19 protein-coding genes and 1 pseudogene are annotated in these 23,944 nt (G+C 47.8%); 2 read left to right on the forward strand and 18 right to left on the reverse strand.

The window, feature by feature from the left end:
* Positions 1-43: 43 nt before the first annotated feature.
* Genes EAO33_RS01130 through EAO33_RS01150 form a run of 5 tightly spaced genes read right to left on the reverse strand, consistent with a single transcriptional unit; the run spans position 44 to position 8,454 of the window.
* Entirely contained in the window at positions 44-1,117 is a 1,074-nt protein-coding gene (locus tag EAO33_RS01130; protein ID WP_120944190.1) for a DNA-methyltransferase, read from the reverse strand.
* A gap of 9 nt (positions 1,118-1,126) precedes the next feature.
* The gene (locus EAO33_RS01135) at positions 1,127-2,479 is read right to left on the reverse strand and encodes a restriction endonuclease subunit S (RefSeq protein WP_120944192.1); all 1,353 of its coding nucleotides are present in this window, start codon (positions 2,477-2,479) and stop codon (positions 1,127-1,129) included.
* Positions 2,480-2,482: 3 nt separating this feature from the next.
* Positions 2,483-3,235: a pseudouridine synthase gene (locus tag EAO33_RS01140; protein ID WP_120944194.1), complete on the reverse strand. Its 753-nt coding sequence runs from the start codon at positions 3,233-3,235 to the stop codon at positions 2,483-2,485.
* On the reverse strand, positions 3,235-6,807 hold the full coding sequence (gene dnaE / locus EAO33_RS01145; RefSeq protein WP_120944196.1) for a DNA polymerase III subunit alpha: 3,573 nt from the start codon (positions 6,805-6,807) through the stop codon (positions 3,235-3,237). Before dnaE ends, EAO33_RS01140 begins: the two co-directional genes overlap by 1 nt.
* A gap of 54 nt (positions 6,808-6,861) precedes the next feature.
* Positions 6,862-8,454: a methyl-accepting chemotaxis protein gene (locus tag EAO33_RS01150; protein ID WP_120944198.1), complete on the reverse strand. Its 1,593-nt coding sequence runs from the start codon at positions 8,452-8,454 to the stop codon at positions 6,862-6,864.
* 86 nt (positions 8,455-8,540) lie between these two features.
* Here EAO33_RS01150 and waaF point away from each other — a divergent pair, with 86 nt between their 5' ends.
* A complete protein-coding gene (gene waaF, locus EAO33_RS01155; protein WP_120944200.1) occupies positions 8,541-9,539 on the forward strand; it encodes a lipopolysaccharide heptosyltransferase II in 999 nt (332 codons plus the stop codon).
* On the opposite strand, the gene EAO33_RS01160 is transcribed toward waaF, so the two are convergent.
* Genes EAO33_RS01160 through EAO33_RS01180 form a run of 5 tightly spaced genes read right to left on the reverse strand, consistent with a single transcriptional unit; the run spans position 9,519 to position 14,553 of the window.
* Positions 9,519-11,210 (reverse strand): SEL1-like repeat protein, encoded by a 1,692-nt coding sequence (locus EAO33_RS01160; RefSeq protein WP_120944202.1) that lies wholly within the window; start codon positions 11,208-11,210, stop codon positions 9,519-9,521. The two genes, waaF and EAO33_RS01160, sit on opposite strands and share 21 nt — an antisense overlap.
* Before the next feature lie 8 nt (positions 11,211-11,218).
* Positions 11,219-11,797 (reverse strand): hypothetical protein, encoded by a 579-nt coding sequence (locus tag EAO33_RS01165; RefSeq protein ID WP_120944204.1) that lies wholly within the window; start codon positions 11,795-11,797, stop codon positions 11,219-11,221.
* Positions 11,794-12,669 (reverse strand): MlaD family protein, encoded by an 876-nt coding sequence (locus EAO33_RS01170; RefSeq protein WP_120944206.1) that lies wholly within the window; start codon positions 12,667-12,669, stop codon positions 11,794-11,796. The genes EAO33_RS01165 and EAO33_RS01170 overlap by 4 nt, the downstream gene beginning before the upstream one ends.
* A complete protein-coding gene (locus EAO33_RS01175; protein WP_120944208.1) occupies positions 12,654-13,430 on the reverse strand; it encodes an ABC transporter ATP-binding protein in 777 nt (258 codons plus the stop codon). Before EAO33_RS01175 ends, EAO33_RS01170 begins: the two co-directional genes overlap by 16 nt.
* 7 nt (positions 13,431-13,437) lie before the next feature.
* Complete coding sequence (locus EAO33_RS01180) at positions 13,438-14,553, reverse strand: MlaE family lipid ABC transporter permease subunit (RefSeq protein ID WP_120944210.1); 1,116 nt, start codon at positions 14,551-14,553, stop codon at positions 13,438-13,440.
* A gap of 84 nt (positions 14,554-14,637) precedes the next feature.
* On the opposite strand from EAO33_RS01180, the gene EAO33_RS01185 reads away from it, so the two are divergent.
* Positions 14,638-15,300, forward strand: a complete 663-nt coding sequence (locus tag EAO33_RS01185) for an outer membrane beta-barrel protein (RefSeq protein ID WP_235852971.1) — start codon at positions 14,638-14,640, stop codon at positions 15,298-15,300.
* Here the strand turns inward: EAO33_RS01185 and EAO33_RS01190 are convergent.
* The 8 genes and pseudogenes from EAO33_RS01190 to EAO33_RS01225 all read right to left on the reverse strand — a co-directional run bounded on the left by EAO33_RS01190 (position 15,297) and on the right by EAO33_RS01225 (position 23,919).
* A complete protein-coding gene (locus EAO33_RS01190; RefSeq protein ID WP_120944212.1) occupies positions 15,297-15,638 on the reverse strand; it encodes a branched-chain amino acid transporter permease in 342 nt (113 codons plus the stop codon). The two genes, EAO33_RS01185 and EAO33_RS01190, sit on opposite strands and share 4 nt — an antisense overlap.
* Positions 15,635-16,312 (reverse strand): AzlC family ABC transporter permease, encoded by a 678-nt coding sequence (locus EAO33_RS01195; protein ID WP_120944214.1) that lies wholly within the window; start codon positions 16,310-16,312, stop codon positions 15,635-15,637. The genes EAO33_RS01190 and EAO33_RS01195 overlap by 4 nt, the downstream gene beginning before the upstream one ends.
* Positions 16,305-17,408: an ABC transporter permease gene (locus EAO33_RS01200; RefSeq protein ID WP_120944216.1), complete on the reverse strand. Its 1,104-nt coding sequence runs from the start codon at positions 17,406-17,408 to the stop codon at positions 16,305-16,307. Before EAO33_RS01200 ends, EAO33_RS01195 begins: the two co-directional genes overlap by 8 nt.
* On the reverse strand, positions 17,405-18,463 hold the full coding sequence (locus tag EAO33_RS01205; RefSeq protein WP_120944332.1) for an ABC transporter permease: 1,059 nt from the start codon (positions 18,461-18,463) through the stop codon (positions 17,405-17,407). The genes EAO33_RS01200 and EAO33_RS01205 overlap by 4 nt, the downstream gene beginning before the upstream one ends.
* Positions 18,463-19,455 (reverse strand): HlyD family secretion protein, encoded by a 993-nt coding sequence (locus tag EAO33_RS01210; RefSeq protein WP_120944217.1) that lies wholly within the window; start codon positions 19,453-19,455, stop codon positions 18,463-18,465. Before EAO33_RS01210 ends, EAO33_RS01205 begins: the two co-directional genes overlap by 1 nt.
* An 8-nt stretch (positions 19,456-19,463) precedes the next feature.
* Positions 19,464-20,942: a TolC family protein gene (locus EAO33_RS01215; RefSeq protein WP_235852972.1), complete on the reverse strand. Its 1,479-nt coding sequence runs from the start codon at positions 20,940-20,942 to the stop codon at positions 19,464-19,466.
* Between the two features lie 10 nt (positions 20,943-20,952).
* The gene (locus EAO33_RS01220; RefSeq protein WP_120944337.1) at positions 20,953-22,242 is read right to left on the reverse strand and encodes a hemolysin family protein; all 1,290 of its coding nucleotides are present in this window, start codon (positions 22,240-22,242) and stop codon (positions 20,953-20,955) included.
* A gap of 68 nt (positions 22,243-22,310) precedes the next feature.
* Positions 22,311-23,919 (reverse strand): annotated as a pseudogene (locus EAO33_RS01225) (inorganic phosphate transporter).
* Positions 23,920-23,944 lie beyond the last annotated feature (25 nt).

The following is a 23,944-nucleotide window of genomic DNA, read 5'->3' on the forward strand; positions in this document are numbered from 1 at the left end:
TTTTGCAAAACTTGAGTTTAAGCTAGAAGGCTTAACATTTTGTTTAAATCTTAAGAATGGGGCGGCGCGCGTAGGCGTAGCGCAACACATCTATACTCACAAACTCCCCCTCCCAAAAGACATAGAAGTAAGCCCAACCATTGTGGTTTTTCTTGCCTAAGTGTTTAGCTGCCATTTGGTGGATACTCAAATGCTCTTGATCGTCATGCAAACGATCCTCTAGTAAATAACAGATGTAATTTTGTTGTTTGTCGTAAAATTTTTGTTTTTCTTGCAAAAAACCCGCTAAGATGAGCTCTTTTAAGCTCACTTTAGGGGGCTTGATCTCTAGGCTAGCCTCTATGAGGGGGTTAGTAATAGGGGTGATCTTGGCGATGCGCTTGGTGGCTTCTTGCACAAAAAGAGGGTCTTGCTCGATGCCTAAGAAGTGGCGTTTGCATTGTTTGGCTATTACTCCTGTGGTGCCCGTGCCAAAAAAGGGGTCTAAGATCAAATCCCCGGGCTTACTGCTAGAGAGAATGATCTTTTCTAAGAGGGCTTGGGGTTTTTGGGTGGGGTGGAGCTTTTTACCATCCGCGCCCTTTAGGCGTTCTGCCCCCATGCAAATGCCTATATGCCAGACACTGCGCTCTTGTTTGTTGTCATTGAGGGCTTTCATGGTTTTGTAATTAAAGGTGTAGCGGGCGTGTTTGTCCTTAGCGCACCATAGTAAACTTTCATGGGCGTTACAAAAGCGACTCCCCTTGAAATTGGGCACAGGATTGGGTTTAGCCCAGATAATATCATTGAGAATCCAAAAACCCAAGTTTTGCATCAAATAGCCCAAGCGGTAGATATTTTGAAACGAGCCCATCACCCAAATACTCCCATGCGCCTTTAAAACCCGCCTACACTCGGTGAGCCACGCCACACAAAAAGAATCGTAAGCCTGCAAGCTTTCAAAGCGATCCCACTCTGCACGCACCCCTGCAAAGACCTCCCCATTATTGCGCAACAACTCCCCCTGAGTTTGCATAAAATAGGGCGGATCGGCAATAATGAGATCCACACTCTCAGGAGGTAGAGTGGGCAAAACTCTTAAGCAATCTCCCTGTAAAATGCGATCCGTGGCTAACACTCCCTGCCCTTACTTGGAGTCAAACTCTAGCAGGGCGTTTAAATAGTAATGATATTGCTTTTGCCTTGCTTGTATCTCAGCGGGCAAGCCTTGCTGTAGGTCTGTGGTGAGGGTGTGGAAGCGGTCTAAGATGTCTACAATTTTTTCTTGCACTATCAGAGGGGGGAGGGGGATTAACGCCTGTTTTATCAGATTAGTATTTAGGTTGGCTTGCGATCCTGATTGTGCGAGTTTGCGCCACTGGTATTTGATTTTATGTAGCCAATAAAATAAAAAGTTTATATCAACTTTTGGGCTGAGATCGTAAAAGCAGACAAAGCCGTCATGAATGCAACAATCTACATCTGTAATAGCGACTTCCCCAAGAGTGGCGCACATGCTCATGATTAGATGCCCTTTTGGCACAAAACGGCTTTTTTTAATCCCCTCTTGGCTCAATTTTTGGGTTGTTGTCGTAAGATACTTGCCTTCAAGGTCGGCAATTCTAACCCAATGTATTGATGAATTTTGGTCAAACCATTTTGGGTTGCCAATAGGTCTTGGTGAAGCTCCGCGCTGGATTGTTGCCACCTCCCCCAACTCCACCCACTCTATTCTAAAACTTGTTTTTAACAAGGCATGTTGAATCTCTTTTGTGGCGCGCATAGGGCTAGGGTGGCCCTGGCTGGAGGGCGCACTAGCTAATAGAGGCTCTCCAAAGTCTAAAAGCGCATTGAGGTAGTAAGCATATTGTTTTTTTCTTGCTGTAAGCTCTGCGCTAAGCTCTGCGCTAAGCTCTGCGCTAAGCTCTGCGCTAAGCTCTGCGCTAAGCTCTGCGCTAAGCTCTGTGAAGGCGTCAAGAATGGTTACTATTTTCTCTTGTATGATTAAGGGGGGGAGGGGGATTTTGAGGGTTTTAATATCCTTTGGGTAAACATGGGGCTGAGCAGCCCCAAGTGCTAAGTTGTAAATGCGTTTTTGCATACTTTTCAGGGCATAGTAGATGAATTTAGCGGGTATACAAGAGCTATTAATAGTCGTGCAATCTGAGGCAAAAATTTCTTCGTTCCAAAAATTAACAAAGCCCGCATAAGCCCCTGATGCGCTAATTGTGATGGTGTTTTTGGGGCGATTAGATTTGTTATGTAAATAAGCATAACTTAGCCCGCCCCCCACTACTTTAATATGCCCTTGTCGTGTATTTTGCTTGCTGATAGTTGTCCCCTTGCTAATCTCCACATCCGCAACCTCCCCCAACTCCACAAACTCCACCCCATTAGGGGCATGTTCTTGTAATAATTTTTTTAGGGGGTGTCTGCCCACACCGGGCAAGCCTGTGGCTTGTTCCTCATGCTCTTGCAATGATTGATTTAGGGGATACATGTCTTAAAGCCTCACATCTTTTAAAAAAGCATGTAAATGCTGGTATTCTTTGGGGTTTAGATAGCGGGTTTTGCCTACCGGGAGGGCATTAAGATGGGTAAAGCCATAAGAGACGCGTTGTAAATCTAACACCGCGCGATCAAAATGGGCGAAAAAGCGGCGCAATTCTCTATTCTTGCCCTCTGTGAGAGTGATTTTGAGCTTAGAAAAATGCGGGTGGTTTTTGAGGATGTGGCAATGGGCAAAGGGGGGGAGTTGCAGGCTCTGTTTAGGATTTTTGGGATGTGCGCCCTTAGAGGAGCAAATCCCTGTTTGCATGCCCTCTACAATCTCAGGGGTAATAGGTCCCTCAATTTTGAGCAAATACACCCGCTCTAGCGCGCTGTGCATTAACGCGCTAGCTACCCCACTATGATCACTCAATAATAAAAGCCCACTAGAGGCAAAATCCAAACGCCCCACAGGGATAAAATGGGCGAATTTACGCTCCAAGCTCTCAAAGATAGTGCGACGGGCGCGATTATCCTTGCGCGCCACTAGCTCCCCCTTAGGCTTGTGGTAGAGGATCACACTATAGCGCGGGGCTTTGGGGATTTTAAGCAATCTGCCCTCTACAAAGATTTTATCCTCTGGTTTTAGAGGCGTGGTGAAATTGGCGATTTGGTGGTTGATCTTGACCTTGCCCTCTGCAATCAAGGTATCGGCTTGACGGCGCGAGCAATGCGCATAACGCGCGATAAACTGATTTAAGCGCATCAATCCACCCACTGATAATTTTTAAAGCTCTCTTTAATCTGCGCGCTCACTCTTAAAGGGGTGCTAATGGTGATCTTTTTATCCTTTTGCTTAAAGATCACGCATAGCGCACGCTCGCCCTTGTGCGTGTGGGCGACCTCTTTTAAGTGGGCAAATAACTCCACAGGCACGCTAGTATCTACAACTAAACACAAGGGTTGCCCCTGCAAGCAAGAAGTGCCCTTATTGAAGTCGGCTTGCAAGTCTAAGGGCTCGATGTCGCTAGGTTGTGCCTCTGCTTTGTAACGCACTTTAGCGATCTTTTCTGTGGCGATCTGCTCCAAGGTTTTGATCTCAAAGAGGCGCAAACGCGCGACCTCCTCTTGTTCCTCCACCTTGCATTTGAACGCTAGGGGTAAATTGCTATCTAATTGTTCCAAGGTGTTGAGTTGTCGCTCAAAAAGCATCAGCTCAAAACGCCCGGATGAATCTACAATCACTGCCTCGCCATAGGGCTTTTTACTCTTTTTGCCTAATTTGCGCTTGAGCTCTAAAATCTTGCCCACTAAGACCACATTACTCCCCAACTCCACCCGTTTAATATCCGTGCTTTTGAGGATATTTTTTAAAGGCTTGATTTGATCCTTAAATTCATTTAAGGGGTGTCCTGAAAAATAAATCCCCATGCATTCGTATTCAAAATCTAATAGAGTGTTAGTATCATACTCCTCATAGGGAGTTAGCTCCAAATGGGCGCGCTCCACCTGCGCGTCTGCAAACAACCCCGCGCGCATTTGGGCGTTTGTCTTGTCCTTTCTGCGCCCCTCCTCACAGATCGCATCCAAATTTTCTAGCATGGTGCGCCGATTGTAGCCCAAATTGTCCAAACTCCCCGACTTGATCAAGGGCTCTAAAATGCGCTTGCTAAACTTAGAAAAGTCGATCCTGCTAATAAAATCCCATAAATCCTTAAACGCGCCCTGTTGTTCGCGGATTTCTACCAGAGTGCCCAAAGGTCCTTCACCCGCCCCCTTGATCGCCTCCAAACCAAAGACAATATATTTTTCTCCCCCCTCCTCTTGCACCCTAAAGCGTACATCGGACACATTCACATGGGGACGTTGCACTTTAATGCCCATAGAGCTCGCCTCCTCTACATAGTGGGCAACTTCCTCAATGTGGCGGCATTCACTGCTGATCATCGCTGCCATAAACTCGTGTTTGTAGTGGGTTTTCAGATAGGCGGTTTGGAAGGTGAGCATGGCGTAAGCAGTCGAGTGGGTTTTTGGAAAGCCATAACCGGCAAATTTGACGATCAGATCGAAAAGATCACCCGCCCTGTCCGCCTCGTAACCCTTTTTGCGCGCCCCCTCGATGAATTTGGCGCGGTTATCTGCCATAATTTGTGCGTCCTTTTTACCCATCGCACGGCGGATCAAATCCGCCTCGCCCAAAGAAAAGCCCCCGATGGTCTGCACAATCTGCATCACTTGCTCTTGATAGACAATGGTCCCATAAGTGGGGCGCAAAATGGGTTCTAGTGCCTCAAAAGCATAAGTGATGGGCTCTAATCCGTGTTTGCGATTGACAAAATCATCCACCATCCCCGACTCCATAGGTCCGGGTCGCCCTAAAGCGATGGTGGCGATGATGTCCTCAAAACAAGAGGGGCGTAGGCGTTTATTGAGGGTTTGGAACATGCCCGATTCAATTTGGAAGATCCCAATGGTGTTGCCCTCTTGCATAGTCTTGTAAACCTCTGGGTCGTCCATGTCCATGCTTAAAAAGTCGATTTTTTTATGGGCGTATTTTTCAATGAGTTTGAGCGCGTCATCAATCACGCTCAAAGTTTTGAGCCCCAAAAAGTCAAACTTGATCAAATCCACCGCTTCTAAATACTTCATAGAGTATTGGGTAACAATTCCCCCCGTGCGCTCACTGGTGTAAAGTGGGGTCTTGTGCCAGAGTTCGCGCTCGCTATCCACCACCAGCGCAGCCGCATGCTTGCCCGCAGAGCGGTTCAGATTCTCTAGGCTTAGGGCAAACTCCCAAACCTGCTTGGCGGTTTCGTTGGTATTGATGAGCATCGCGATCTTGGGTTCTAATTCAAAGGCTTCTTTAAGGGTGATTCCTAGACGATTAGGAATGAGTTTAGCCATCTCATCAGCCTCTTTATAGGGCATATCCAGCACGCGCGCCACATCGCGAATCACCCCCTTAGCTAACATTTTGTTAAAGGTGATCACTTGGGCGACATTGTATTTTCCATATTTGGAGACCATGTAGTCTAACATCTCGCCCCGCCGTCTTTGACAAAAGTCGGTATCAATATCGGGCATACTCACGCGCTCGGGGTTCAAAAAGCGCTCAAAGAGTAGGTCGTATTTGAGTGGGTCAATGTCTGTTATTTGCAAACAAAAGGCGACCAAGCTTCCCGCAGCTGAGCCACGCCCCGGACCCACAGGGATACCATTTTCTCGCGCATGGCGGATAAAATCCCACACAATGAGCATGTAGCCGGCAAATTTCATGTCTACTATGGTCTTGATCTCGTATTCTAAGCGTTCTTTATAAATGGCATGCTGGCTAGGTTCGATGATCTCTAGGCGTTTTTTTAAGCCCTCTCTGGCTTTATGGGCAAAGTAAAGCGCGTCTTGCTCAAGGTCTAGCCCCTCTTTAGTGGCGTATTCCTTAGTGAATTTAAAGCGCGGAGGGGTGGGGGGATTGGAGTCATCTTTAAGATCGAGTTCTAGCTGGCATTTGCGTGCGATCTCTTGGGTGTGCTCTAGGGCTTCGGGGATGTCTGCAAAAATTTCAGCCATCTGCGCGGGGGATTTGATGTAAAACTCATGCACGGAGTGCTTTAAGCGATCTTTATCTCCTAGGGTTTTGTTCATCGCCACACACATGGCGATTTCTTGGGCGCGTGCGTCTGTTTGCTTGGTGTAGTGGGTATCATTGGTGGCGATGAGTTTAATCCCGGTTTCTAAGGAGAGTTTGATGAGTTGCTCGTCAATGTAGAGTTGATCGGCAATGCCATGGCGCATGATTTCCATGTAAAAATCATCCCCAAAAATGTCTTGATACTCGCAGGCGATACGCTTAGCCTCCTCATAGCCCTTTGCGCCATATTGCTTATTTCTAGGGTTGTTGAGGTTGAGATGCCAATTAATTTCTCCTTGCAAACACGCGCTCGAGCAAATCAAGCCCTTAGCGCGCTCTTTGAGCAGTTTTTTATTAATGCGTGGGTAGTAGTAAAAGCCCTTGAGAAAAGCCTGTGAGCTTAGATACATCAGATTGGCATAGCCTTCTTGATCTTTAGCATAGAGGCAGAGGTGAAAGCGTTGGCGCGACTGTTTGTCGTCTAATTTTTCGGCATTGTGTAAATAGGTTTCAATCCCAATAATGGGCTTGATCCCCTCTTTTTTCATGCAGGTGTAAAAATCGATCGCCCCAAACATATTGCCATGGTCGCTCATGCTTACACTGGTCATCCCCAACTCTTTAATGCGCTGGGCTAAGACTTTAATTTTATTCGCCCCATCTAGTAGGGAGTACTCGGTGTGTAAATGTAAATGAGTAAAGTTTTCCATGTGTGTCCTTTGCCACATGCTAGAGCAGAGGGGCTAAAAAGCCTCTTAAAAGCCTCATACCTTGAATTTAGAAAACTCTGAGTCTAGCTGGGCGTTGTTATTGAGCATTTCTTTAACATTGCCCTCTAGTTTGGCGCGCTCGCTTTTCATGTTCTTAAACATATCTACTAGATCTTGGGTAACTTTGGCGATCTCTTGGATTTTAGAACAGATCTCTTGATTGCTAGCGATCGCTTCTAGGGAGGTTTGCTTAGAGATAGATAGACTCTCCTGCACCCCATCGATTCGATTCACCAAGCCGGAGGCTTCACTAGAGATTTGCTCAGACTCCAAAGCAATCTTTTTAATGCGCCCGCCCATCCCCTCAATGCTCTGGGTTACCACATTCACCATGCCCGCAATCTCTGCTAAAGACTGTTGGGTTTGCTCGGCTAGTTTGCGCACCTCATCAGCCACCACCGCAAACCCGCGCCCATGCTCGCCCGCGCGTGCGGCTTCAATGGCGGCATTCAGGGCTAGTAAATTGGTTTGGTTGGCAATGCCCTCAATGATGGATAACACTCCCTTAATTTCGTTAGCTTGGGCGATGAGGGTTGTGGAGTCGTTGGCGATCTCAATCTGGTTTTTAGAGGCATCTAGGGAGAGTTGCACATAACCATTCATACTTTGAGAAAACTCTTGCATCATGCGATCGGCGCTCTGAATCGTGGTGGTGGCGCGCTCTAGCAAGTCTAGGGCTGCGCTAGAATTTTTGTCCACCTCTTGGCTGAGTTGGTGCATAGTTTCAATGCTGGTGGTTTCATGCACTTCATTAGATTTTAAACTTTGAGAAGTTTCTTTAATAGAGTGGCTAATGGCAACATTAGAAGAGAGGATATTTTTCCCACTCTGCACAATGCCTTGAATCTTTTGGATAAAGAGATTGAAGTAATGCGAGGTGCTCCCCACCTCATCTAAGACCTTGCTCTCTAGGCGTTTTGTCAAATCCGCTTCCTTGCTTTGGGTGAGCGTGCCTGCCATGCTTCTCAAACGCATTAAGGGTTTAAAAAGGTCCTTCTCCACCACAAAAAACATGATGAGGCTAATACCCAAGAACACCCCCAAAATATAACCCAGCGTCTTAAGGGTGTTGCTAAAGATTTGATCGTAGGTTTTGGTCAGATCAAAGCGCACATTCAAGATCGCGATCACATCGCCTAGTTGGGAATTGACATGGCAATTTAGACAAAGCTTATCGGCGATAAAGGGTTGGCGCAAGAGGATATGGTGTTGATTCCCCTCAGAAATCAGGCGGGTGCGCCTTTGGGGGTCTTTGTTTTTGAAAATCTGTTGCATTTCTACATTGTCTGTAAAAGGCTCATTTAACCCAAACAACGCGATCACCTCCTTAGAGGGCACAAAGCTCACCTGCGCCCCTTCAATGCTGGTGCTATCATGGATAACCAATTTGAGCTGTTGGGGGTCCCCTGTGAGCGCGGCTTCTTTCACACTATTCATTAGGGCTTGGTTTAACACTTGGATGAGCTCTACACTCTGTTTGGTCGCTAGATTTTCATACCCCGCGCGCAAGGAAACATAAACCACCCCCATCACCAGCAAAAACCCTACCATGGCATAGATTGTCGCCTTAGTTCTGATGCTTTTCAATACCCGTCCATATTAGATAAATTTAAGTGAATATAACATGTTCTATCGTAACATACCCCCTACGATCTTAACGGGTGTGGTTGAGCATGAAAATTTTACTGCGTTTGCCTAATTGGCTAGGCGATGGGGTGATGGCAACCCCTATGCTTGAGACTTTAAGGTCTCACTACAAAGAGAGCGCATTTATTCTTGTGGGTTCTGCTGTGGTGTGCGCGCTTTTTAAAGATGATCCTAACATTACTACCATCATTGACACCACCAAGCAAGCCAAGAATCGCCTATTAGCCACCTACCAACTGGCTAAACGCATCGGCATCTGCGATCTAGCAATCACGCTGACCAACCACATTTACAGCGCGTTGTTACTCTACTTCACAAAAACCCCCATGCGCATTGGTTATGCCAAGTTTGGGCGCACTTTTTTGCTCACACACACCCCTAAACCCCTTGCTAATGCCCACCAAGTGGAGCGTTATTACCACCTTTTAAGCGCGTGTATCCCCCATTTAGACCCCACCCCTCCCCCCCTCAAACTCCACACCCCCCCAGCGCACAAACTAGGTAAGCGCATCGGGCTCAACCCGGGGGCAGCTTATGGGAGCGCGAAGCGTTGGAGTGCAAAGCATTTCGCCCAAGTGGGGGCGCATTTTTTAGATCAAAGCTATGAAGTGTATTTGTTTGGCGCGCAGGGGGATTTAGCAGTGGTGGGAGAAATTGCGCGCCTCATTGGGAGTCATCCTAAACTCATCAATCTTTGCAACCAAACCACTTTGCAAGAGCTCATCGTCATGTTAGCCACCCTTGATCTCTTTATCACCAATGATAGCGGTCCTATGCACATTGCCACGGCTTTACAAATCCCCTTGATCGCCCTTTTTGGTCCTACTGACATGCAAGAAACTAGCCCATGGCAACACCCCCATGCGCGCCTCATTTCTAAAAACCTGCCCTGCGCGCCTTGTAAAAAGCGCATCTGCCCGCTCCAGCCCGGGGGGGCAATCAAACCCCATGCCTGCATGCAAGAGATCACCCCTGAGGAGGTGATTGGGCACGCCCAAGAATTGCTAACTCTTCAAAACAGCTAAGATTTCGCTGGCTTTTTTATTCCCCAACTCGCTTGCGCGCTTGAAGCAATCTTTAGCCTTATCCAAGTCCTTTTGCACCCCCTCGCCCTGGTAGTAGATCAACCCCATGTTATACAGCGCGTTAGAATTGCCCTCATTGGCAGCCTTTTGGAAAAAACTAAGCGCTTGTTCGATGTCGCGCTCCACCCCATCACCCATACTATACATTACCCCCACATTGTAGCAGTCCTTGATCGAACCCAACTGCGCGGCTTTATGGAAGTAGGCAAAGGCTTTTGGAATATCTTTTTCTACACCCTTGCCTATATGGTAGAGCGAACCCAAATGGTGCAGGGCACTAGCATTATCCATTTTAGCCGCCTCTTCAAAGTAGAGAATGGCTTGGGGGATGTCTTGTGGCGTGCCTCTGCCATATTCGCACATCACCCCCAAATTGTAATAAGCCTTGTCATCGCCCAATCTAGCTGCCTCTTGGAAATGGGAGAACGCCTGAATCGCGTCCTTTTGCACTCCCAACCCCCTATTATAAATCACCCCCAAATTGTAATTAGCCTTAGCATGCCCAAGTTTGGCGGCTTGTTGGAAATAATCTAAAGCCTTAGCCTCATCTTTTGGCACCCCCTGTCCATCGGTATAAACCACGCCTAAATTATAAAGAGTTTGCGCCTTGTGATTGCTCACTTGGGTATTCATGGCACTCAAATTGGCAAAAGCCTGCGCATCACCTAAATCTGCGGCTTCTTTGTAGTAAGCAATCGCCGTGTATTTATCCTGTTCCACCCCTTTACCGGTGCGGTATAAAGTCGCCAAATTAGAGAGAGCATCCGCATTCCCCATTTCTCCAGCCTCTTGATAAAGCGCGATCGCCTTGTCCATGTCTTGCTCCACCCCCTCGCCCCTTTCATACATGTTAGCTAAGGCGCAAGTGGCTTGAGCAAAGCCTGATTGCGCGGATTCTTTGAAGAGTTCTAGGGATTTCTCTATATCCTGCTCCACCCCCTCCCCATTTTCATACATGACAGCTAGGTTATAACACGCGCGTGCATCGCCCAAATCAGCGGCTTGTTGGAAGTATTCTAGGGCTTTGGTATAATCCTTGCTCACCCCATGCCCGGTGTAATAAATGCTCCCCAAGCTCACCAAGGCTTTCACACTCCCGCGATCGGCAGCCTGCTGGTAATACTCTAGGGCTTTAGCATAGTCCACACCCACCCCATTGCCCGTGCGGTACATTAACCCCAAGTAATTCAAGGCGTTCACATCTTCCAAACTAGCCCCATGTTTGAAGTAGTCTAAGGCTTTTTGGTAATCCTTTTTGACCCCCTTGCCCAAGTTATACATCACACCCAAATTGACAAAACCCTGTGTGTCGCCCAGATTGGCAGCTTGCTGGAAATAGTCCAAGGCTTTAGCGTCATCTTGGGCTACCCCCCTCCCATTGGCATACATCACGCCTAAATACACCAAAGCCCTAGAACTCCCAAGTTCTGCGGCTTGCTGGTAGCTAGAGAGAGCTTCTTCATAATGGCGTTCTCTATAGGCTTTATGCGCCATGTCCAAAAATTCCTTATAAACACTAGATTGACTCTCCTCATCTCTAGATTCTAAATCTTCTTGTAAGACCTCTTCAAAGCTGTCTGGTGCATGGTTGCTGCGTTCGTTCTCTAGCATGCCCGTCCTTATAAGCTGGTTTTCACTTGGTTAATGACCTGTGCGATCGCCTGCGCGCTGACTTGTTGCAGGGCTTGAATCGCGCCTATGGGGAGTTCTATATCCTTGTTTTCAGGCATTAGCGCGGTGGGTTGGCTTTTTAACACCATGAAACTCTGGGTATTGGTGTCTACAGAGAGCACAATCTGGGCTTTGTAAACGCGCCCCTCTTGGACCAAGCCCAAGGAGAGCAAGCTGAGTTTAAGGCTATCTTGCGCGTTGCTAGGAGGCACACTCAAGATCAAACATTGGCGCATCGCCTCTAAAACGAGCATGTTTTTAAGCATATTGATGGGTAAGTCCGCAAATTTTTCTCTGCTGGCGCGCTCAATGCGCCCATCAGAGCGTTTGATCAAGATGTCCTTAGTGTTGATCAAATCCGCGCCCAACACCCCCACCAAAGCAAGGCTTTTAGGGTGGGCGCACACAGGGGGCGCGCTTTGGGTGTTGAGATCGTAATAGCTTATCTCCGGCAAGGTCTGTTTGAGATTGAGATTCAAACACCCGCTCAACAGGGGCACAAACAGCGCGATCAACCAAGCCCTCATTTATGTTCCCCAAAGAGAGTTTTATAGGGGTTGGTGTCAAATTTATCCATGAGCAACGATCCTTTTTGCACGAATTGATCGATATTGCGCAAACTCAATTGGGCTTGCATGAGTAGGGGGCTTAACATGCTCTTTAGATCAAATTGCCCCTGTTGCACCTTGTGATCGACATCAAGGATTAGTTGATCGCCATGTTGGAGCAAGACACTGCCCTTATTAAACAGGGTATCGCCTTTGGATAACAAGACATCGCCTTTTTCTAGGGTTTGGTGCGCTTTAACTAGGAGGCGATCTAAGTCGTTTTTAGTCGCATCCAAGCCCTGCGCGCTCTGTTGGATAGAGGCGATAATCTTGTGGATATTTTCTACATTCTCCGGGCTTAGAATTTGATCGATGCTCTTGATGATCCCTAGCACCTCATTGGAGATATGCCCCGCGCTATTGCTAAGCTTTTCTAAAAAACTCTGTTCGTAGTGCAAGATGCGCTCAGAATCGCTTTTGGTGTAAAACTCTTTAGACTTGCCCTGAATCAAGGCTAGATATTTGATCCCCACCAAGCCCTGTGATTCTACCTTGAGAGTCGCGTCCTTGGTGATGGGCACTTTGCTTTTGATGTCAATAGTGAGTTTAACCACCCCTAAATGTTGGGGATCAAAACCTACGGCTTTGATCGTGCCAATTTGGATTCCCTTGTAATTAATGGGGGTGTTAGCCCCAATCCCACTTAAATCCTTGTCTGTATAGACCACATAGCGCAAGTAGTCCTCTTCTTCAAAATTGACATGCCCTAGCCACATGATGAAAATAGCCATGCTGGCTACACAAGCCAAGAAAATCCCCCCAATCAAGGTGTAATTCACATGTCTTTCCAAAACTTCTCTCCTCGTGTGGAATTGAATAGATTGCCCTCTTCTAAAGGCACTTGCTTGGTGCGTTGCACAAATTCAGCCAAAGTCCCATCAAAACTAATCAGCCCGTCTTTGAGCATGATAAAGCGATCTACGGCGTTTTTAATGGAGTCTAGATCATGGGTGATCATCACCACGGTGAGTTTTAAGGCTTCTTTGAGCGAGAGAATCAGCGCGTCAAATTTATCAGCCGAATAGGGGTCTAGCCCGCTAGTGGGCTCATCTAAGAATAAAATATCTGGATTGGTCGCCATCGCTCTTGCTAGCCCCACGCGCTTTTTCATCCCGCCACTGAGCTCATAGGGGTAGAGGTGGTAAACTTGCTTGCTTAACCCCACGCGATCGAGCCACATTTTAGAGATTTCTACAATATTGCTTTTGGGGTAGGCACTGTGCTCTTCAAGCATGATCCCCACATTCTCCAACACGCTCAAAGAGCTATAGAGCGCGCCAAATTGGAATAGCATCCCGATGCGGTGGAAGAGTTTGTAGCGTTGTGCCTCCTTGAGTTGCCAAATATCCATGCCAAAAATGCGGATTGTGCCCTTTAGGGGTTTGTTGAGTAAGATCATGCTCCTTAGTAAAGTGCTCTTCCCACTCCCACTCCCCCCCAAGATCGCCAAAACCTCTCCCTTGTAAACCGAAAAACTCACGCCCTTATGGATCACATGCGCGCCATAAGCGGTGTAGAGATCGCAAACCTCAATCAAACGCGGTGTCGTCATAGCGAACCTACATATCCAATCTGCTAAAGATCACCGAAAACAACGCGTTTAAAAAGATGATCCAAAACAACGCGTTCACCACGCTTATAGTGGTGAGTGTGCCAATGGACTCGGTATCCCCCTTGACTTCAAACCCGCGCATACACCCCACCAAAGCGATGGCAAAACCCCAAAAGGGGGCTTTAATGAGCCCTACAAAGAAATGACTCAAACCCACATTCTCATGCAAGCGCGCGACATAGTGGCTAAAGGTAACCCCTAGCTGGTATTTGATCGCCACCATCGCCCCCAAGAGCGCAAAGGCATCGGCAATAAAAACCATCAGGGGCATCACGATCACTAGGGCTAACACTCTGGGCAGGACTAACCATGCAAAGGGATTAAGCCCCATGGTGTGCATCGCATCGAGTTCTTCGGTGATCTTCATTACCCCAATCTGGGCGGTAAAACTAGAGGCGCTCCGCCCTGCCACCACTAAAGTTAAAATAAAGGGACCCATCTCTCTTAGGGCTAGCTTGGCGGTCATCTCAATACTCATCAAAGGAAAACCCAATTCTTGCAACTGGATTGCCCCCTGCAAAGCGATCGCAAAGCCCACCACAAAGACGGTTAGAATGCTCACAGGCAACACCTTAAACCCACTCTCATGGATGTGGTGGATGAGGGGGGTTAGGCATAGACTCTTGGGTTTGATAAACGCGCGCCCCAAAAAATAAAGCACCATGCCACAGAAATTAAAGGTGTTGAGCACGGTATTAAAAAAGGAAGCCACGCTCTGACCTAATTTGGCGATGGGATTGTGTTTGGGACGGCTGGGTTGTTCTCTAGCCAAAATGCTAGGGTCCTCTCTTACCCAACTCTCCACCACCTCCAACACCCGCCCGTTGTAAATGTTGGCGTTGAGAAACGCGGGCTTCTTACGCCCAAGCAGATCGTAGAGTAACATCAAGAAGACGAAATCCAAACTCCCCACTTCTTTAAAATCAATCGCTTGGATGGGTGGGGCGTTCTTAATCACGCCCTCTAATTGCTTGAGCGCGCCTGCAGGGGTTTTAAAATCCCAATCTCCGCGCAAAAACAGGGTATTAGACTCCACATAACCCACAGGTGCTGTCGCGACCACAAGATCCCTTAGTGCAAAAGTCATCCACATTAAAATTGTGGGGGCTGTGTGCTATTATACAATAAAAGCATAACGGGTAGTAGTTTGAAGCGCGCACGGATTGTCTTGTTGGGTTGGGGTTTGCAGATCGCCTTGGGCGCACAAGAAAAGATGTGGCTCAAAGAACAGGACACTTATACGCGCCTTTACAACCAACACAAACAGCTCAGATTAAAAAATGGCGGGTATTTTGGCATGGGTTTTGGGATGATCAATATCAAAAAAGATTACAAGAACACCAAATTGAAAAGTTTCCCTGCCATTTTGAGTTTCAAGGGAGGGTTGCAGACCTTTTTTCAAAATTACATCGGATTACGCGGATTTATCGCGTTGGATTTAGCCACTTCCAGTGTGAATTGGCGCGCCAAATACAACCCCTCCAACTCTTTTTATGGGGTGGCTAGCCTAGGGCTAGAAATCCCCCTAGAGATCCATTTGACGCGCTCTTACCAGCATTTCTTAGGGGTATATGGGGGGGCGGGTTTTGGGGCAGTGATCTACACCGATGATGCGGATTTTAGTTTTAAAAACAAGCATGTGATCTACACGGCTGGACTCATTGTGCAGGGCGGGATCACTCTCACGCTTTACACCAAACACCGCCTTGAGGTAGGTGTAAAACTCCTGCCCACTAATAAAACCCTGCTTGCCTCCGATCGCTTTGAAACCTCCTTGATGTTCAATTGCATGTACCTTTACAAATTCTAAAAGAGTTGCACTAAGATCGCGCTTTGCACCAGCCACATGTAAAGCGCTGTGCCCCCGATAACACTCAGCGCAAAGACACGCAAGAGGGCATGCAAGATCACCACACAAGCCACCGCTAACACTTCATTAAGCCCATAGGGGGGAATAGAAAAAGGCGCGTCTTTGAGGCTGTAGACAATCAACATCCCCACCACGCCCAAGCTCAAAACCCGCCCCAAGTAGAGCAATATCTTAGGCGCGGGGCGTTTGGCGTTAAAGAGCAAAAAGGGGAAGATGCGGATAAAATAGGTGGTGGTGGCTGTGATGATGAGGGCTAGCCACACATACAGATCGCTCACTCCAAACGCTTTTTAAAGAAGATAAAAAGGCTAACCATCACTAATAATGTGGGTAAGAGAAAATGGGTTTTGCCAAAGAGCAAAAAACACCCCAGCGCGCTCAATAAGCCGATGAGCGCGGGGGCGTGGCGTTCTGTGGCGCGCCACTGCTCCATAAAAATCACCAAAAAAGTCCCCGCCACAATAAAAGAAATGCCCTCCACATTGAGGCTAAACCCCTCGCCCAAGATCGCTCCCAAAGCCGTCCCCACCACCCAATACACCTGGTTAAGCAAGCAGACAGCTAACATGAAATCTTGAGGATCGCTCTGCTTGGCTTTAGCAAAACTTAGAAGCGAAAAGCTTTCATCTGTGAGGGTGTGGGAGAGGTAAAACACCCGCTTACCCGATGCGCTGAAGGGCTCAAGCATGGCGATCGCGTAGCAAATTTGGCGCGCATTGAGCAATGCCACCAAGAGAAAAATATTGAGCAAGTCCGCATGCGCGCCCAACAAACCCACCACCAAAAACTGCACCGCGCCGGCGTAGATAAACACACTCATAAACACCGCGATCAAGAATCCATACCCGGCTTGTTGCACCAACACCCCAAAAGTCGCACCCACTAGAATAAAACCCACTAACAAAGGGATGGTGTGGGGAAAGGCTTCTTTAAAAGCCAAAAAGCTAGGCAAGAGATTTCCTTGAGAGTCGCCACGCACCCACACACAGAGCTAACCCCAAGATTCCCACCAAATAGATCACATGCCCAAAGAGCGCGCTCAAGGGCGCGCCTAATTGGTTTAACATCACCATAGAAGAGATGCCATGGTAGGCAGGCACAATCTGCAAGAGGAGGCGCAAAAAGCTAGGCAAGAGTTCTAAGGGCCAAATAAAGCCCACCATAAAGATCAAGGGTAAAGAAGAGATCAGCACAATTTGGGCTGCTTGCACGCCTTTGCGCACAAAAGTGCCCAACACCACCCCACAACTTGCTGTGCTCATCAAAAACACCAGCATGATCGCTAGCAACACAGAGGGGTTAGCATGGATATGAATCCCATAGTAGGGAAAAAGCACTCCCAAGTAGAACAAGGCTAAAAAGGCGTAGATCAGACTAAAACACACACAGCGCACCCAAATAAAACCCAGCGCACTAGAGAATTGGGGGTAAGAACGCCCTTGCGCGCAGGTAAGCATACTAGCTCCCATGAGTAAAGTTTGGTGCAAAATGAAAATAAAGACATTGGCGATGGCGTAGTTAAGATAGCCCACAGAGGGGTTGTAAAGCGGGATGGTTTGCAAGATAAAGAGGCTGTGTTCTTTGGCGATCTCGCTTTCAAATAGGCTTTTATGGGTTTTGATCGCATCGCTTAGGGCATCTAGCACATCCACTACCGCGTTGGCGATCGCGCTGTAAATGAGGAAGTAATTGGCATTGGTGTAGAGCTCTACGCGTGCGGGGGTGCTGGTGTAAATAGCGCGCTCAAAAAACTTAGGGATCAACACAATGGCGTAGACTTTCTCTGTTTCTAATAATTTTTTAGCCTCTTGGGGGGATTGGGAAAAATGCGTGATATGGATATTGGGCGCGCTCTCTAACATGCGCACAAGCCGTCTAGAAAGCGTGCTTTGATCCAAATCCACTAGCACGACTGCCTGGCGTGTTACGATGTCGTTTTTATAGGGCAAGGGATAGAGAAAGGCGTAAAACAAGGGTCCTACAATGATGATAAAGCGCACCCCGGCATGCGTAAAAATGGCTTTAAACTCCTCTAAAAACACCCTCATGCGCGTTTCTCTTTGAGATAAGATAAGCACAAGCCCAAGGGCAAGAACAGCAAGAAAAACCCCATTTTCAATAAGGATTGCCACGCCAAGAGTGCCCCATCGCTATAGTGGGCTAGGGCGATCAAAGCTTTAATAAAGTAGCTTACAGGCAATAAAGACCCCCAAAACTCCCCTAACACGCCCATGTTACTCACCGGGTAAGTTACCCCCACAAAGGCTAGCGAGGGGGCGGTATAAGCCGCAATCACCGAAGTGCTTCTAATGGGATCGTTGAAAAGGGTGTGCAAGAGCAAAACCACGCTAGAAATGCTGAGTGTCATCAACACCACCCCCCCCAAGAGCAACCCTAAATGTGTATAATAGGGCTTTAAAAATCCCAACATTAAAATCCCCCACACACTGAAAATAGCGCAATTGAGAAGCAGGGCGTTAAAAGCCTGCAGGGTATTGGTGCTGTGTTGCAAAAAGTTTAGCATGCCCAAAGCGATAAGGATTTGCCACATGCATGGCAGGATCACCCCTAGCAGGAACTGCGCGTAGTTGTTGTTTTCATTGTAAAGGGGGTGGATATTGGCGTGTAGGGGGAAGGCTAGGGCTTTAGCGGTGTTGAGATCCCCTTGTGCGCCCAAGTTGGCGGCGACATCATTTTTGACATTCAAGGTCATGAGCACTTGGGTAAAGGCGCTCAAAATCGCCTTGCCCACCAGCACAAACTCCGCATCGTAGTAAAGCACCACGGGAGTTTTGATCCCCAATTTGGTGTGGCGTTCTAAATCTGTGGTAAGCACCACTGCTCCATAGATTTGCTTGCTGTCCAAATCCACTTTGGCATCGCTAAGGGAGGGGTAAAAACGCTTCAAGGCAAGGGTGCTACTCGCGTTTAAAGCGCGTGTGATCTCTTGGCTAAGGTGGCTGTGATCCAAATCCACAATCCCTATGGGGAGTTTGGTGGGGAGTTCTTTATAAAAGATTCCCGCCAACAACGCCCACAACAACAAGGGCGCGCCCAAACACAGCACAAGGCTATAGGTGTCCTGCCTGATTTTAGACCACATCAAGGATTAACCAACACACTCATACCCACACGCAGGCGCGCCATCTCACTCAAAGGGGTGGCTTCAATGCTAAAAGAGCGCATGTCATAACTCTTACTGCTACTTGTGCTTTTCCAAGTGGCAAAATCCCCCATCACACTCACATAGGTAACCTTGAATTCTAGACTTTGATCCAAAGCGGGCACATAGCCCTTAAACACAGCCCCCACACCAAATTGTTTCAAATATTTTTCTGGCACGCTCAAATTCAACCACGCGTGCGCGGTGTCGGTTACTAAGACAACCGGAAAGCCCTTGGGGCTTAATTCTCCGCTATAGAGTAAAACATTGCTCACCTCCCCATCAATGGGGCTATAAGCATTTTTATCGCGCAAAAATACCTGCACTTCGTTGAGTTGCCCTAAAGCCGCTTGGGCTTTTTCTTTAGCGGCGATCTTGCTCTCTTGGCTAGCCCCCTCACGCGCTAGCTGGTATTGCTGGAACGCGGCTTCTTTATTGTAATTGGCGCTTTGGAAAGCCGCATAGGCTTCATCGCGTTTTTGCAAGCTGGCTACACCCTTGTCATAGAGTTCTTGCACGCGTTTATAGGTTTCCTCAGCCAAGTCGCTTTGGGCTTTAGCGGCTTGGTAGACATCTTTAGCGCTTTTGATGGTTTGGCTACGACTCCCCTTTAACACCTCATCGCGCAAAGCAGCCGCAGCCTTGTGGCTCGAGCTAGCTTGCAATAATTTAGCCTCCGCCTCGGGGCTGTGGATGGTAAAGACTAAATCGCCCTTTTTGATGCGATCCCCCTTTTTGACGACCACGCTCTCAATGCGCCCGGCTAATTTGGAGCTCACGCTGTATTCCCTAGCTTCTATAAAACCCTGCAATCTGTCCACCTTATGGCTATAGGCTTGGTAATAGAGTTTGCCAAGCCAGCCTAAGATCCCTAGGGCGATCAAAATACTTAAGATGAGAACTAGAGGTTTTTTATCCGCAGTGCTAGCCATGTGCTGTCCTAATGCGCGTAATCGTAAAAGAGATCGATGTGATCCCCAAGAGCCATCAAATCCACCAACGCGCTGATGTATTTAAACGCGCTGGTTTTTTGTTCCACTAAAATGCCCGAAAGAGAGTTGCGCGCATCCACGACTAAAGAATTTGTGCCCATGCCCTGATTGAACGCCTCTTCTTGCAATTTCAAATTCTCTTTGGCTAATTCAATGCTGGTGTTTAAACTCTGGTATTCTTTGAGATAGGATTGGCATTGTAAATAAGTCTTGTGCACCAAGAGTTCCATGTCCTTTTTGGCTTGGCTTTGCAACGCGCTGGTTTGCAACTCATCGATCCTTGCTGCTTGGTAGTGCATGATTCTGCCTGTGGGGGTTAAAATGGGCAGGCGCGCCCCCACACCCACAAACCACTGGGGCACCATGTCCATGAAGGTAGAATTATTCTCTTTCATAATGTAGGCTCCAAAGAAATTAAAATGGGGCAGAAATTTGGAAATCTCCAATTTCACCATCTCCTTTGCGCTCTTTTGCTTGATCGCCAAACTCCTTAACACCGGGTAAGAACTCAAGGTTTCTTGCACAAAGAAGTTGAGATTGGGCAGGTGTTTGGGGTGGATGTCCAGATTCGCGCTGGGAGCAAAGTGGGTGTTTGCTACACTCTCTTTAGAAAGAATCGTGTTAAAAGCCAAAGTGGCGACTTCTAGGGCATCTTTAGCCTGCATGGTTTTGATCTTACTCTTTTCATAAGCCACGGACGCGCTGAGTGTTTCCACCCGTGCGATTTGCCCTGCCTTTTGGCGTTTTAGGGCGTTTTGGTAATGTTTTAAATGCCCCTTTTCCACATCTTGCAACACGCCTAACACCTCCCTATCTAACACCAAGCCGTAGTAAATCTTGACCAATTCTTGGAAAGTGGAGAGGCGTTTTAGGCGCGAAACTTCCATAGACTCCTTATGCGCCAAAGAGGCAAGCTTACTCATGTAAAAACGCGCTCCACCCATATACAAGGGGTAAATGATACTCAACGCTCCCAATACCACATTTTCTTTAGAAAATAAGAAGGGCTGGCTTAACATGCCCATCATCCCGCCAATGCCTTGGGCTAGTGCCGCACCACCCAAATGCGCCAAGGCTGGTTGACCCAAAAAGCGTTCCATACCCCCAGCGAATTCTTGAATCTTGACTTGGTTGCCCTTGAAGGGGGAAACAGTGATGGGTTTAGCCAAGTGCACATAAAAAGCGCTCAAATCGATTTGGGGCAAAAAAGAGAGTTTAGCCGCTGTGCTGAGTTTTTTAGCCTTTTGTTGCGCGTAATCTTGGGCTTTGATCCCATCATAATTAGCCAGCACTATATTCCATGCCTGTTTGAGAGAGAGCATGGGGGAGTCAACGCTTTGGGGCGGGGCTTGTAAAAACGCGCTTTGGGCTTGCAAGCCTCCCACGACACAACACACACTCAAATACCTAGCCAGCCTAGTTTTCATAAACACCCCTTTAGAGATTCTTTTTCATGAGCTTGAGCTTTTTGATCCGGGCTTTGTCCATATCCAACACCTCAAAGATACAATGCGCATCCCCCACCACATCGCCCACTTCTGGCAGGCGTTCCAACAAACTAAAGACATACCCCCCCAAAGTTACCTGTTCGTAATCTGGATCAAATTTGATCTTGAGCAATTCGGCCATGTTCTCTAAATCCACCATGCCATCACACTCAAAGGTGTTTTCATCTAGGCGTTTGATACCTTCCTTGCTCAAATCATGCGCGTCTGAAATATTACCCATGATCTCCTTAATGATGTCGTCCATTGTCAATAAGCCAGAAGTACCCCCATATTCGTCCACCACCAGCGCGCTGTAAACCCGTTTGTTATTCATTTTGAGCAAAATTTGCGAAATAGACGCGCTTTCAGGCACAATGAGCATGTCTTTTAGCAGGTGTTTGAAGTTCTGCACTTCTTTAGCGTCCAACAAAGAGGCCGACAGCACATCCTTGATGTGGATCAAGCCTAAGATATTGTCCTTATTGCCATCACAGCATGGGTAGCGCGTGAAAGGGTTTTTCAACATGGTTTGGATATTTTCTTTGTAGGGGCGTTGCAAATCCAAACACACCATGTCCTTTCTAGGAGTCATCACCTCGCGCGCGCTCGTGTCCGAAAAATCCACCGCATTTTTGATAATTTCTTCTTCTACAAAATCGATCACCCCTCCCTTTAGACTCTCGCCCACGATGATCTTTAACTCTTCTTCGGAGTGGGTGCTATCATGCTGGGGCTCGATCCCAAAGATTTTAAGCACAATCTTAGCCAAAAAGTCAAAGAGATTCACCACAGGGTAGGAGATCAACCAAAAGGCATGCAAGGGGCGCGCGATCCAAAGCACCACACTCTCTGAGCGCACGATGGCAATAGATTTAGGCACAATCTCTCCTAAAATCACATGCAAGAGTGTGATGAAACTAAAGGAAATCGCCACACTCAAACTATGCGCAAAAATGTATAGGCTCTCAAAATGCAACCACTTTTTCAACAACAGAGTGATAAAGTGCGCGATAGCGGGTTCTCCTAACCAACCCAAACCCAAAGAAGACAAGGTTACCCCCAACTGGGTCGCACTCAAATAGGTGTTAATGGACGCGTTGATTTTAAGGGCTAGGGTGGCGTTTTGGTTATTGTGTAAACTCAGCTCCTCTAGCTTAGATCGGCGCACCTTGACAATGGCAAATTCGGACAGCACAAAAAACGCGTTGAGTAAGACCAACAACAAGGCTAATCCAAACATCAAAATCGGCTCGTAAAGCCCCAAGGGCTCTCCTTAAATGAGGAAGGCTATAGCGGACACACGCCCACCTACAACCGTTCCACGATGTCAAACACGGCAACCAAATAATAACCTAGCGCGCCCAACAAGGCGGAAATAGGCACGGTTACCACCCAAGCGGTAATGATCTTCTTGATCACCGATCGTTGCACCAATTCACTTTTATAGGCTTTTTTAAGCGTCTTGCGTTCTTTTTTGCTCAACCCAATGGAGTATTCCAAGGTGTTGTTATTTTTTTTCAAGGCTTTGAGATAGGCTAGCATTTCTTTTTTTTTGTTTGGGGTTGGCTTTTTCAAAGCGTTCTAAGAAATTTTTAATCACGCTAGCGTCCTCGCCTGCGTGCGCGTCTAAAATCATCTGCTTGATGGCTAAAGTGCGCCTTTGCAAGATCTCACGCAAAAAGCCCACCCCAAAGACCGCCCCGATGGTGATATGGGTTGAGCTCACAGGCAAACCTAGCTTAGAGGCAAACAAGACGGTGATCACGGTCGCCATTGCGATGCAAAAGGCTTGCATTTTGTCTAATTCCGTGATCTCGCTCCCCACGGTTTTAATGAGTTTGGGTCCATACAAACTCAAACCCAAGGCAATCCCCAGCCCCCCAATCAACATGATCCACAAGGGCGCGTAAGCCTTAGTGGGGATCGCGTGGTTACCCCACTCTTGTAAACTCTGCACGATAGCCGCCAAGGGACCCACGGCATTAGCCACATCATTAGCCCCGTGCGCAAAACTCAAAAGGGCTGCTCCAAAGATGAGCGGGTAGGTAAAGAGGGTATGCACGCTCTCTTTTGTGTTTTCTAGTAGCGGGAGTCTCCTTAGCACATAGGATTTAAACAGCCCATAGACTCCCAAACCCACCGCGATACTCAAGAGAACCTCCTGCCACCACTCTAAGGGGATTTTCTTCCCCAGCACTTTGGCGATCATATACCAAGTGAACGCCGCTCCCATGATCCCCACCAAAATGGGCATCACTCTCAAAGCGGCTTGTTTTTTGTTCTCCTTGTCGCTTAAGACATTTTTAAGAGTCGCCAATAAGCCCATCGCAATCCCCCCCCCCATCATCGGCGAGATCACCCAACTAGCCACGATACCCCCTAAAAAATGCCACTCCACAGCCCCCACTCCCCCGGCCATCAAGCCCGCCCCCAACACCCCCCCCACAATGGAGTGCGTGGTAGAAACGGGCGCGCCAATGGCTGTAGCCAGGTGCAACCACAGCGCCCCAGAGAGCAGGGCTGACAACATCATGCCCACAAACACCGCCGTGTTCTCTATATGGGCGGGGTTGATGATCTTGCCCTTGATGCTTTGCACCACATCGGATCCGGCTAAGACCGCGCCCAACACTTCGCAAAGCGCGGCTAATAAAATCGCCATCGCCAAGGTGATCGCCTGAGAGCCCACCAAGGGTCCCACATTATTAGCCACATCATTAGCCCCGATGTTCATCGCCATGTAGCCCCCCACCACCGTGGCTAAGGCAAGTAGGGGAAAATGGATGGGGACATGCCCTAAGACTAGAGCCATGCCAGCAATACAGACCACAAACACGATAGCAAGGGTGATCTTGACATTATCTCTTTGGAGTTCTTTAAAGGCTTGTTTAAAAGGGGAAGCGTCTTTAGCTTTCATTGTGCGCGCACTTTAGTATAAAATA

Origin of the sequence: Helicobacter labacensis, assembly GCF_003660285.1 — a bacterium.
GTDB lineage: Bacteria > Campylobacterota > Campylobacteria > Campylobacterales > Helicobacteraceae > Helicobacter > Helicobacter labacensis.